The 12,057-nt window shown below is 73.9% G+C and carries 10 protein-coding genes; 8 read left to right on the top strand and 2 right to left on the bottom strand.

The features are described 5' to 3' along the window. Positions 1 to 16: 16 nt before the first annotated feature. From ABD230_RS12040 to ABD230_RS12020, 5 genes are all read left to right on the top strand, one after another. Positions 17 to 1,192, top strand: coding sequence for an ROK family transcriptional regulator (locus tag ABD230_RS12040; RefSeq protein WP_344373969.1), 1,176 nt, complete (start codon positions 17 to 19; stop codon positions 1,190 to 1,192). Positions 1,193 to 1,380: 188 nt separating this feature from the next. Then, on the top strand, positions 1,381 to 3,450 hold the full coding sequence (locus tag ABD230_RS12035) for a cell wall-binding repeat-containing protein (protein WP_344373963.1): 2,070 nt from the start codon (positions 1,381 to 1,383) through the stop codon (positions 3,448 to 3,450). Between the two features lie 65 nt (positions 3,451 to 3,515). Further along, positions 3,516 to 4,238, top strand: coding sequence for a YqaJ viral recombinase family protein (locus ABD230_RS12030; protein ID WP_425546226.1), 723 nt, complete (start codon positions 3,516 to 3,518; stop codon positions 4,236 to 4,238). Next, positions 4,235 to 5,014 carry an alpha/beta fold hydrolase gene (locus tag ABD230_RS12025; RefSeq protein WP_344373953.1) on the top strand — a complete coding sequence of 260 codons (780 nt, stop codon included), beginning with the start codon at positions 4,235 to 4,237 and terminating at the stop codon, positions 5,012 to 5,014. Before ABD230_RS12030 ends, ABD230_RS12025 begins: the two co-directional genes overlap by 4 nt. Positions 5,015 to 5,096: 82 nt before the next feature. After that, positions 5,097 to 6,059: an NADP-dependent oxidoreductase gene (locus ABD230_RS12020; protein ID WP_344373937.1), complete on the top strand. Its 963-nt coding sequence runs from the start codon at positions 5,097 to 5,099 to the stop codon at positions 6,057 to 6,059. A 22-nt stretch (positions 6,060 to 6,081) separates the two neighbouring features. On the opposite strand, the gene ABD230_RS12015 is transcribed toward ABD230_RS12020, so the two are convergent. Continuing rightward, on the bottom strand, positions 6,082 to 7,047 hold the full coding sequence (locus ABD230_RS12015; RefSeq protein ID WP_344373924.1) for an ArsR/SmtB family transcription factor: 966 nt from the start codon (positions 7,045 to 7,047) through the stop codon (positions 6,082 to 6,084). A 55-nt stretch (positions 7,048 to 7,102) separates the two neighbouring features. Here ABD230_RS12015 and ABD230_RS12010 point away from each other — a divergent pair, with 55 nt between their 5' ends. Together ABD230_RS12010 and ABD230_RS12005 are read left to right on the top strand one after the other, a co-directional pair. Then, a complete protein-coding gene (locus ABD230_RS12010; RefSeq protein ID WP_344373914.1) occupies positions 7,103 to 8,461 on the top strand; it encodes an MFS transporter in 1,359 nt (452 codons plus the stop codon). After that, positions 8,458 to 9,837, top strand: coding sequence for a cryptochrome/photolyase family protein (locus ABD230_RS12005; RefSeq protein WP_344373862.1), 1,380 nt, complete (start codon positions 8,458 to 8,460; stop codon positions 9,835 to 9,837). The genes ABD230_RS12010 and ABD230_RS12005 overlap by 4 nt, the downstream gene beginning before the upstream one ends. Here ABD230_RS12005 and ABD230_RS12000 read toward each other — a convergent pair. Beyond that, a complete protein-coding gene (locus ABD230_RS12000; RefSeq protein ID WP_344373853.1) occupies positions 9,821 to 10,438 on the bottom strand; it encodes a GNAT family N-acetyltransferase in 618 nt (205 codons plus the stop codon). The two genes, ABD230_RS12005 and ABD230_RS12000, sit on opposite strands and share 17 nt — an antisense overlap. A gap of 105 nt (positions 10,439 to 10,543) precedes the next feature. Here ABD230_RS12000 and ABD230_RS11995 point away from each other — a divergent pair, with 105 nt between their 5' ends. Beyond that, a complete protein-coding gene (locus tag ABD230_RS11995) occupies positions 10,544 to 11,917 on the top strand; it encodes an ATP-binding protein (protein ID WP_344373851.1) in 1,374 nt (457 codons plus the stop codon). Positions 11,918 to 12,057: the final 140 nt, after the last annotated feature.

The following is a 12,057-nucleotide window of genomic DNA, read 5'->3' as shown; positions in this document are numbered from 1 at the left end:
CCTGGGGTCGACCGCCATGAGCGATCTGTTCCAGATCCTCCGCGACGGCCAGCCGCGCACGCGCAGCGAACTGGCCTCGATCACGGGACTGGCCCGCACCACGGTCGCCATGCGCATCGACGCCCTCACCGACCTGGGCCTCGTCGGCCCGGTCGGTGAGGCGGCCTCCACCGGCGGCCGGCCGTCGTCGCTGTTCGCCATCACGGCGAGCGACCGGTACGTCGCCGGCGTCGACATCGGCGCCTCCCACGTCCGCGTCGCGCTCAGCGACATCACCGGCCGCATGCTCGACGAGACGAACACGGTGCTCCCGGTCTCCGAGGGCCCGCGGGTGGTGCTCGACACGGTCATCGCCTCGATCCGCGAGCTCATCGAGCACTCGGGTCGGCGGCTCGACGACCTCCTCGCGATCGGCGTCGGCCTGCCCGGCCCGGTCGAGTTCAGCACCGGGCGCCCGATCAACCCGCCCATCATGCCGGGCTGGGACCGCTTCGACGTCGCCGGCTGGATCCGCCAGGAGATCGACGTGCCCGTGCTCGTCGACAACGACGTGAACATCATGGCCCTCGGCGAGCGCGAGAAGTCCTGGCCCGACACCGACCACCTGCTGTTCGTCAAGATCGCGACGGGCATCGGCGCGGGCGTGATCTCGGGCGGCTTCCTCCAGCGCGGCGCGCAGGGCACCGCAGGCGACATCGGCCACGTGTACGTCTCGCGAGGCGCCGAGATCGCCTGCAACTGCGGCAACTTCGGCTGCCTCGAGGCGCTCGCCTCCGGCAGCGCGATCGCCCGCGCGCTCGCCGCCGCCGACATCCCCGCGAAGAGCTCGCGGGACGTCGTCGACCTCGTCAAGAACGGCAACGTCAACGCGATCCAGGCCGTGCGGCAGGCCGGCCGCGACGTCGGCGAGGTGCTCACCACCTGCGTCAGCCTCATGAACCCGTCGGTGATCGTGCTCGGCGGCGCGATGGCCGAGGCGGGCGAGCACCTCATCGCCGGCGTCCGCGAGGTCGTCTACCGGCGGTCGATGCCCCTCGCGACCGAGGCACTGCACATCACGCTCTCGCAGACGGGCGCCGACGCGGCCGTGCTCGGGGCGAGCATGCTCGCCATCCACCACTCGCTGTCGCCCGCGAACATCGAGGCGATGATCGCGCAGTCCGCGAGCGCCGCACTGCAGGCGGTCAAGTAGTCCAGGGCGGAGGCGGCGCCCGCCACGGCGTCGCGCCGGCCGTCCGATGCGCGGAATGTGGCCCGTCCGGGGGGACGCTGCCGGCACGCGCGGCGGAGTAGATTCGGCGCGTGGCAGCGACCCGACGCGGATCTCGGAGCCGTCCAGCCCGCCGGGCGTCGCCCCGGAGGATGTCCGAGGCCCGACCGATGTCCCGGCGAGCGGGTCCGGTGCGGGCGTTCATCGCCACGGCCGTCCTGCTCGCCCTGGTCGCCGTCGCGACCGCGCCGGTCGCGTCGGCGACGACGTCCGAGCCGGACTGGACCGACGACGGCTACTTCGAATCACCGAGCCGATCGGACGACGCACCGGACGACGCCGCGCCGCCCGACCGGCCGAGCGCCGTCCTCGACGGCGACGGCGTCACGATGTCGTCGGACCGATCGCTCGCGACCGGGCTTCAGGCCGCACCCGCAGGGAACCGCATCGTCGGATCCGCCATCGCCGCCGGCGGGACCGCGGTCGTCAGCGGCGGGGCGTTGACGAAACTGGCATCGGTCACGGACCGCACGGCGACGCGGATCGGCGGTGCCGACCGCTACGCCACGGCGATCGGCCTCTCCGCGACGCACTTCCCCGACGGGGCGGCCGAGGTCTGGCTCGCGACAGGCGAGAACTTCCCGGACGGCATCACGGCGTCCGCCATCGCCGGCGCGCACCGGGGACCCGTGCTGCTCACACGGACGGCGTCGCTTCCTGCGAGCGTCGCCGCCGAACTCGTGCGTCTCGCCCCGACCCGCGTGTGGGTCGTCGGTGGAACCGGCGTCGTATCGGACGGCGTGGTCGCGACGGTGCGGCGGACGCTCCCCGGTGCGACCGTCGCCCGTGTCGCGGGCCAGGACCGCTACGCGACCGCCGCCGCCATCGCGAAGACGTTCGTCGCCTCGTCCGACGTCGTGTTCGTCGCGTCCGGGCAGAACTTCCCCGACGCGCTCTCGACCGGACCGGCTGCCGCACGCAGGAAGGCACCGACCCTGCTCGTCACCGCGACGGCGGTGCCGGCGGCGACCGAGGCGCAGCTCCGCCGGCTGCACCCCACGACGGTCTACGTCATCGGCGGAAGCGGCGTCGTGTCCGACGGCGTCATGTCGCGGATCAGGAACATCACCGGAGGGAGCGCATCGCGCGTATCCGGCGCCGACCGCTTCGCCACGGCATCCGCCGTGGCCGACCGGTTCTTCACCCCGACGACGCCGAGCCTCATCGTCGCCAATGCCTTCTCCTTCGCCGACGGCGTCACCGCCGGAGCCGTCGCGGGGACGCTCGCGAGTCCACTCGTCCTCGCGGACGGGAGGTCGACGCCGCCGCGTGTCACGGTCGACGCGGCGCGTCGCGTGTCCTGGTGGCTGCCGTCGGAGGGACGCGTGCTCAGGTACACCGTCGTCGCGCATCCGGACGACGAGTTCTCCGCGTGGTCCCTGCTCGGAGCGCGCGATGCACGTCGATACGACGTCATCATCGTGCTCACCACGGGCGAGTCGAGTTCGTACTGCGACGGTGATCCGGTGTCGAACCAGTGGATGTCGCAGCAGTACCTTCCACAGCCCCAGCCGACCGGTGAGCAGTATTCCGATCGCTGCAAGACGCACCGGATGGACAGCTGGCGAGAGTTCATGCGGCGAGCCGGCTTCACCGGAACGGCTCCACCCGAATCGCTCGTCGGCGGTCCGCAGACCTTCGGCGGACGCACCATCCCGGTACCGCTCGCGCGCAGCGCATCGGGCGCGACCGTGGAGGCAGGTTCGTATCAGCTCTCCATCGGCGCCGACCATGCGGTGGTCGCGTTCGACATGGGGCTGCTGACGGCCGACGAAGTGCTCTGGGCGATCCTGACCACCCGGGGGCTGGCCGAACGGTTCCCCACGCAGGTGGAGGGGGACGTCGTCGGAGCGGGCTTCTACAACGACGGGTCGAGCGGGTACTCGAACACGAGCGCCGACCACAAGGCCGTCTACACGCTCCTCGGCAGCGTGGACCTCGGGCTGCCCGGAAGCCAGTACTCCCCCGTCGGCCACGCGCAGTCCGCTCGTGCATTCGGCGCCACGGTGGCGAACTACTGCGGCTTCATGTGCCACCCCGCCGCCCCGAGTCCGTTCCGCGGATCGATGGGGCGGTTCGAGTACGCCTACGGCTGGCTGGCGAACGGATACTGGCCGCCCGGAGAGTTCGACCAGCGCGCGGGCTTCTCCCGCTACCAATCGTTCGCGAAGTGGTTCTGACGACCGACGCCGCCGCGCGTCCGCGGCGTCCCGCGATCGCGGGTGGCCGGCGGTACCGTGGTCGGGTGACCGACACCCCCTTCGCGCTGTTCGACCTCGAATCGGTCGCCCCGCGCGTCGCGTCGGCCCTCCGCCAGCCCCCGCTGCCGCACGAGACCCGCGTCGTCGCCGACTCCGGCGATCGCGTGGCCTGGCTGCGGGCCCGCGCCCAGGGCGTGACGGCGACGGATGCCGCGAAGCTCGCGTCCGAGTCCTCGGTGCGCGCGGCGGCGAGCGAGAAGCTCTACGGCGGTCGCACGCGCGGCTTCAGCGGCAGCCGCTACACCGACCACGGCCGCGAGCGCGAGCCGGTCATCGCGCGCTGGGTGCGGCAGGAGCACGGCATCGACCCGTCGAGCCTGCTCTTCCACGCCGAGTCCGAGCGTCGGCACCTCGCGACGCCCGACGGCCTCGCGGTCCGCACCGACGGCACGGTCGAGCTCTGCGAGATCAAGACGACGTCGAAGCCCTGGCGCGGCATCCCCCGCGGCTACCTGCGGCAGGTGTGGTGGCAGCAGTACGTGCTCGGTGCCGAGCGCACCCTCGTGGTGTGGGAGCAGCACGACGGCTTCGTACCCGTCGGGGAGCCGCAGTGCCGCTGGGTCGACCGCGACGAGGACCAGATCGCACAGCTCGTGCGACTCGGCGACCTGCTCCTCGAGGCGATCCGGCCGCGCCCCGGAACCGGTGAGCCCGTCGTCGCGGCGCCGCCCGACCGCTCGTTCTACCGCCCGGGGCCGCTCGCGTGAGCTTCGTGCTCCTGCACGGGCTCGGCGCGGACCGGCGGCAGCCGCTCGACCTGTTCGGGCCGGTGCTCGCCGACGCCGGCGTCGCGCCCGCGGACGTCGTCGCACCGGATGTCCGCGCACACGGCGCCTCCACGCTGCTGGGTGGACCGGACGACTTCGCGCTCGACCGCCTCGCCGACGAGGTCGCCGAGACGGTGCGTCGCGACGCGCCCAGAGCCCCGACGACACCGCTCACCCTGATCGGCATCTCGATGGGCGCGGCGATCGCGCTGCGCCTCGCACTGCGGGGATCGCTGCCGGTCGAGCGCGCGGTCTTCGTGCGGCCCGCCTTCGGCGACGCCCCGCTGCCGCCGAACCTGCGGCCGTTCCCGGTCATCGGCGAGCTGCTCCGGGAACGCGGCCCGGTCGCCGGTGCCGAGGCGTTCCGTCGCACCGAGCCCCACCACCGGGTCGCGGCCGAGTCGCCGCTCGGCGCGCGCGGCCTGCTCATGCAGTTCACCGCGCCGGGTGCCGCAGCCAGGGCGGTCCGGCTCGTCGAGATCCCGCGCAACCGCGCGTTCGCCGACGACGCCGAGCTGGCCGGGCTCGCCGCGCGCGGCGTCCGGTCGGTCGTCGTGGGGGCGCCGCGCGACCCGGTCCACCCGCTCGCGCTCGCGGAGCGCTGGGCGGCGGGACTCGGCGCACCGCTCGAGCACGTTCCGGCGCGCGACGACGGGGTCGCCGCACAGGCGGCGGCGATGCGCGAGGTCGTGGGGCGCCGGCTCAGCCGGCCGTGACGCGGTCCGCGATCACGCGCGAGCACGCACGCCCGATCTGCCGCAGAATGGTCCGACGGGAGGCGAGCGGACGGGGGACGCGATGCGGGCACTGGTGGTCGACGAGACGGGCGAGGACGCCCGGTTCCGCCTGGCGGACGTGCCGGCGCCGCTCCGCGTGCAGGACGAGGTGCTGGTGCGCGTCGTCGCCGCGGGCGTGAACCCGATCGATCGCAAGACGAAGCTCGGCCGGGGCGTCTCCGCGGCGATCGCCGAGTACCCGGCGATCCTCGGACTGGACGTCGCGGGCGTCGTCGAGGAGGTGCCCTACGCGGCGCATCCGCTCCGGCCCGGCGACCGGGTGTACGGCATGGGCCGGGTGCCGCGCATGTCGGGCACGTACGCCGAGCTCGTGAGCGTCCCGTCGATGTCGATCGCGCCGATGCCGAACGCCGCGACGTTCGTCGAGGCGGCGGCGGTGCCGTGCGCCGCGCTCACGGCGTGGGGCGCCGTCGTCGACGTGGCGCGGGCGCACGACGGCCAGCGGATGCTCATCCATGCGGGCGCCGGCGGCGTCGGCCACTTCGCCGTGCAGCTCGCGAGCTACTTCGGGGCGAACGTGACGACGACCGGGTCGCCGCGCAACGCCGAGTTCCTGCGGTCGCTCGGCGCGCAGCGCGTCATCGACCACACGTCGGAGCGGTTCGAGGAGGTCGCCGGGGAGCAGGACGTGGTCGTCGACCTCATCGGCAACGTGATCGACGACACCGCCACGCGCTCGCTCGACGTCGTCCGGCGCGGCGGGCTCATCGTCAACGTGCCGACGAAGTCGTGGCCGACGATGGCCGAGGAGGCGGCGGCACGCGGCATCCGCGCCACCGGCTTCGTGGTGTCGCCCGACGCGCGAACGCTGTCGGTGATCTCGCGGCTCATCGACGACGGCGCGGTCCGCGTGCACGTCGACGAGGTGTTCCCGCTGGCGGACGGCGAAGCCGCCCACGCCCGCCTCGGCGAGGGGCACGTGCGCGGCAAGCTCGTGCTGCGGGTCGCGGACGACCCGGAGTGACGGAGGCCGCGGCGCGGCCGGCTCACGCCGCGGGGACGGCGCCCTCGAGCAGCGCCGAGCCGAGTTCGCTGCGGAGGTAGAGCACGCTCCGCCCGTGCCGCGTGCTCACCAGCAGCCCGGCGTCGCGCAGGGCGCGCAGGTGCTGGTTGACGGCGCTCGGGGTCACGCCGAAGCGCACGCCGAGCTCGGTCGACGAGGCGGGGTCGCCGAGCGCGGCGAGCAGCGAGGCGCGCGTGTCGCCCAGGATGGCGGCGACGGCGGCCGGGTTCGCGACGCGCTCGGTCTCCCAGAGGGCGCCCTGGCCGCGCGCCGGGTACATGAGCATGGGCGGGCCGTCGCCGACCGGGGCCGATGCGCGTCGCGTGAACATGGTCGGCACGAGCGTGAGCCCGGTGCCGACGATCGCCTGGGTCCGGTCGCGCGGGTCCCGCATCCGCACGCGCAGCACGTCGCCGTCGAAGTCGACGGTGGCGGTGAGCCCGTTGAGCATCGCGCCGAGCCCGTGCTGCGCGATCTGGCGGCCGCGGTGCACGACGTCGGCCTCGAGCACCGCGCGCATGCGCGGCCAGTAGGGCGCGAAGCTCGCCGCCCACAGCTCCTCGAGCGCCGCCGCCACGCGGCCGATCGCCACGCGCGACGGACCGCCGAGCGGGTCGGGCACGCGGCCGTGCACGGCGATGAGATCGGCGTGGAACCGGTCGGCCGGCAGGTCGCGCAGCGCGGCGAGCTCGTCGTCGAGCCGGGTGAGCGGCGAGGCCGGTCGCGGGTTGAGGAAGTCGGGCGTCCACATCCGGTCGTCGATGAGGGCGTCGAGCACCTCGTGGTCGAGGTCGGCCCGCGCGGCCTCCGTGCGCCGGACCCAGGGCAGCTGCAGCGGGAACCGCTCGGGGGCCTGCACGGCGCGCAGCGACAGCCCGAGCTCGCACAGCGGGGAGATGCCGAAGCGGACGGCGGCGACGTCCTGCTCGTCGAGCACGTAGCGCAACATGTAGCACAACGCTACATCGATTCCTCGGCCACGCCCCGCCTGCGACAACTGTCCTGTGACCACCGCTCCCGCACGACCGTCGTTCCTCGCCCGCCTCACGGCCTCCCTCGCAGACCCCGTCCTGCGCGCGCTCGTCGTCGCGACGCTCATCAGCCGCCTCGGGCGCGGAGTCTTCCTCACGGTCACCGTCCTCTACTTCACGTTCGTCGTCGGCCTGCCCGCGCACGAGGTCGCGATCGTGCTGACCCTCGCGAGCGCCGCCGGGGTGCTCTCGTCGTTCGCCGGCGGATGGCTCGCCGACCGCGTGCGGGCGCGGCGGCTGCTCATCGGGCTCTCGATCGCCGACGGCATCGGGCTCATCGCCTACGTCTTCGCCGGCGACTTCGCGACCGCCCTCGTCATCGCGGTCGTCGTCGGCGCCGTCGAGCAGGCCGCCAACTCGACCCGCAGCGCGATCATCGCCCGCGCATTCACCGGAGAGGCCCGGGTGGGCGCACGCGCCGTGCTCCGCACCGTCACCAACGTGTCGATCGCCGTGGGATCCGGCGTCGGAGCCCTCGCACTCGCGCTCGGCACCCCGGAGGCCTACCGCGCGACGATCGTGCTCGCCGGCGCCGCCTCGCTCCTCGGCGTGATGCAGCTCGTCCGACTGCCCCGCTCCGTCGATGCGCCCGCGCCGCGTGCGGCCGGCCCCGTGACGACCGCCACCGGGTCGACGGACGTCGCCGCCTCCCTCCGCGCCGAGCGCATCGCGCTGCGCGCCCACTCGCCCTGGCGCGACCCCCGCTACCTGCTGCTGACCGCGCTCAGCGCCGTCTTCGGCATGCAGTTCGCCGTCACGAACATCGGGGTGCCGCTCTGGGTCGCGCACGCCACCGAGGCGCCCGCGGTCGTCGTGTCCGCCGTGCTCATCCTCAACACGACGATCGTCGTGCTGTTCCAGATGCCGCTCTCGCGCGGCACCCACGACCTGCGCGTCGCGGGCCGCGTCTCGGCGATCGCCGCCTGGCTCATGGCGGGTGCCTGCGTCGTCTACGCGCTCTCGGCGGGGCTGCCCGCCTGGGGCGCCGTGGTCGTCGTGCTCCTCGCGGCGCTCGCCCACGCGTTCGCCGAGGTGCTGTCGCAGGCGGGCGGGTGGGGGCTCAGCTTCGAACTCGCGGACCCCGTCCGCGCGGGGACCTACCAGGGCGTGTTCGGCATGGGCTACTCACTCGGAGCGATGTGCGCGCCCCTCGTCGTCACCGCGACCGCACTCGAGCACGGCCTCGCCGGCTGGTCCGTGCTCGGCGTCGTCTTCCTCGCCTCCGGACTCGGCACGTGGGCCATCGCGCGGTCCGCCGCACGTGCCGCCGAGCGGATGCCCAGTCAACCCCCAGCGGCCGGTGCGGAGGCCTCGGCTAGCGTCGGACCATGACCGCCTCGCCGTCCATCGTCTGGTACCGCGACGACCTGCGGGTGGGCGACCACCCCGCGCTGCACGCGGCCGTCGAACGCGGCGAGCCGATCGTCGCCGTGTACGTGCTCGACGAGGAGTCCGACGGCATCCGCCCGCTCGGCGGCGCCGCGAAGTGGTGGCTGCACCACTCCCTCGCCTCGCTGGCCGACGACCTGCGCGATCGCGGCGTGCGGCTCGTGCTCCGTCGGGGACCGGCCGGCCGCGTCATCCCCTCGCTCGTCGACGAGGTCGGTGCGGGCGCGATCTTCTGGAATCGACGCTACGGCGGCCCCGAGCGCGACGTCGACGCCGGCCTGAAGTCCCGGTTCGCCGACGACGGCCTCGAGGTGCGCAGCTTCGACGGGTCGCTGCTGTTCGAGCCGTGGACCATCCGCACCGGTTCCGACACCCCGTTCTCGGTGTTCACGCCGTTCTGGAAGGCCTGCCTCGCAGCCGACGAGCCGCGGCATCCGCTGCCCGCCCCCGCCGAGCTCGACGGGTACGGCGGACCGGACGGCCGCGGCGGCCCGGCAGGCGACGACCTCGACGAATGGGGCCTGCTGCCGACGCACCCCGACTGGGCGGGCGGGCTGCGCGAGACGTGGGAGCCGGGTGAGCGGTCCGCCGCACGACGCCTGCGCGCCTTCCTCGACGAGGACCTCGCCGGCTACGCCACCGGGCGCGACCGGCTCGACCGGCAGGCCACCAGCCGGCTCTCGCCGCACCTGCGCTGGGGCGAGATCAGCCCGCACCGCATCTGGCACGCCACGCGCGAGCGGGCCGCCGGCGCCGAAGGGGCGCGCAAGTTCCTCGCCGAGGTCGGCTGGCGCGAGTTCGCCTACCACGTGCTGTTCCACTTCCCTGAGCTCGCGACGAGGAACTGGCGCAGCGAATTCGACGCGTTCCCCTGGCCGCGGCTGCACCCGAGCGCGCTCACCGCGTGGGAGCGCGGCCGCACGGGCGTGCCCGTCGTGGATGCCGCGATGCGCGAGCTCTGGCACACCGGGAGCATGCACAACCGCGCGCGCATGATCACGGCGTCCTTCCTCACGAAGAACCTGCTCATCGACTGGCGTCGCGGCGAGCAGTGGTTCTGGGACACGCTCGTCGACGCCGACCACGCGTCCAACCCGTTCGGCTGGCAGTGGGTCGCGGGCTCGGGCGCCGACGCGGCGCCGTACTTCCGGGTCTTCAACCCCGAACTCCAGCGCGAGAAGTTCGACCCGGACGGCGAGTACGTCGGCCGGTGGCTCCCGGACCTCGACGGCGACGACTACCCCGAGCCGATCGTCGACCTGAAGGAGACGCGGGCCGCGGCGCTCGCGGCGTACGACCAGGTCAAGGCGTCGAGGTAGCGGGCGACCGGAGGGCGCGTTCGAGCACGTGGTCGTGCTCGATCCGATCGCCGAGCCTGAAGCCCTTGCTGCCCACGACCTCGAAGCCCTGCTTCTCGTAGAAGCGGATGGCGCGGGCGTTCTCCTGGTTCACGCCGAGCCACACCACGCGCGCGCCCGTCGCGGCGGCCCTCGCCAGCGTCTCGCCCATGAGCGTGCCGGCGATGCCCGCGCCGTGCGCGACCGGGTGCACGTACATCTTGCTCAATTCGATCGCCGGACGCGTCGTGACGCTCGCCGCGGCATCCTCGTCGGCCGGCACGCCGTCCTCGGTGGCGACGAGCATCGACCAGCCGACCAGGCCGCCGGTCGCGGCGACCTCCTCGGCCCCGGCGAGCGCGATGCCCGCGCCGCTCGCGCGGTCGGGTTCGGCGACGAGGATCGTGCGATCGGGATCGGCGAGGAACTCGGCGAAGCGCACCTCGCTGAGCTGCTCCGCGATGAACCACGCGATCGAGTCGGCCGTCGTCGACGGCGGGCAGGCGAGCGGGAACGTGACGGCGGCGAGGCGTGCGAGGGCCTCGGCGTCGCCCGACGTCGCGGGCCGGATCGTGACGGTCACAGGCCTGACGCTACCGGTGCGCGCGCGATCCGGTCCATCGATTCCGCGAGCGTCGCGGGCGAGGGGCATCCTCCGGCGGCTGCGGAGCGGTGGCAGGATCACTCCATGGATGCCAGCTCCGGACCTCCGACCGCCCGCTCCGACGACGGCCGGTCCTTCCACGTCCCCGGACCGGTCGAGGGCTTCGTCGTGGGTGCGCTCGTCGTCGTCGACGACGGCGAGCGCCGGCAGCTCGGCCTCGTGGAGCAGTTCGACGAGGAGCGCGGCAGTCTCCGCGGACGGCTGCTCGGCGTGCTCGCCGACGCGCTGCTCGACACGCGCGCGACCGCCGCGTTCGCGTCGGCGACGGTCGCCGCGGTCGACCCCGACTCGGTCGACCTGCTGCACACCGCGACCGGCGCCGCGCTCGAGGTCGGCACCGACCTCATCCCGCCGGGCGGGCCCGCGCGACTCCTCCCGCACCGCTTCAACCGGCACACGTTCTGGTGCGGCCAGAGCGGGTCGGGCAAGACGTACGCGCTCGGCGTCGTGCTCGAGCAGGTGATCGCGCACACCGCCCTCCCCGTGGTCGTGTTCGACCCGAACTCCGACTTCGTGCGCCTCGGCGAGCTGAACCCGGGCGCGAGCGGGCCGACCGCCGACGCGTTGCGCGAGCGCGACATCCGCGTGCTCCGGCCGAACGTCGACGGCGCCGAGCCGCTGCGTGCCCGCTTCGTCGGGCTGCCCATGGCCTCGAAGGCCGCCGTCCTGCAGTTGGATCCCGTGGTCGACCGGCTCGAGTACAACGCGATCGTGCACCTGCGGGACGTCCTCGACACGAACGACCTCGGCGCGGTCCTCCCGACGCTGCGCTCTTCCGACGACCCGGCGCACCGCGAGCTCGCGCTGCGGGTCGAGAACCTCGGGCTCATGGAGTGGGAGGTCTGGGCGGGGCGCGACCGCGCCGCGACCGACGTCGTCGACGACCGGCCGGATGCCACGGTGCTCGACCTCGGCGGCTTCTCGACGCCCGAGCAGCAGCTGGTCGTCGCGCTGGCGGTGCTCGACGAGCTGTGGGCCCGGCGCGAGGAGCGGCGGCCGGTCCTGCTCGTGATCGACGAGGCGCACAACCTGTGCTCGCCGCTCCTCGATTCGCCGCTCGCGGTCGCCGTGCGCGAGCGGCTCGTGCAGATCGCCGCCGAGGGCCGCAAGTTCGGGCTCTGGCTGCTGCTGTCGACGCAGCGCCCCTCGAAGGTGCACCCGGGGATCATCTCCCAGTGCGACAACCTGGCGCTCATGAAGATGACCTCGCCGATCGACCTCGAGGGGCTCGCGACCTACTTCGGCTACGCGCCGACGGCACTCATCGCCCGGTCGCCGTGGTTCCGCCAGGGCGAGGCGCTGTTCGCCGGCGGATTCGTGCCGGCACCCACCCTGCTGAAGATGAACGCGCGCGTCACGCCCGAGGGCGGCGTCGACGTCCCCGTCCCCCTCCGCTGACGCCGCTCTGCGTTTCTCAGGAGTTATCCGGCGTGTCGCCGGTTGGCCCGGCGAGTCCTCCTGAGAAGCCCCGGCGTTGCGGCCAACCCTCCTGAGAAACGCAGAGGGCGGGACGGCGGGACGGCGGGCGGCGGGCGGGC

This window comes from Agromyces tropicus, from assembly GCF_039531345.1.
GTDB classification, from domain to species: domain Bacteria; phylum Actinomycetota; class Actinomycetes; order Actinomycetales; family Microbacteriaceae; genus Agromyces; species Agromyces tropicus.
This window is presented reverse-complemented; position numbering and strand designations above follow the sequence as displayed.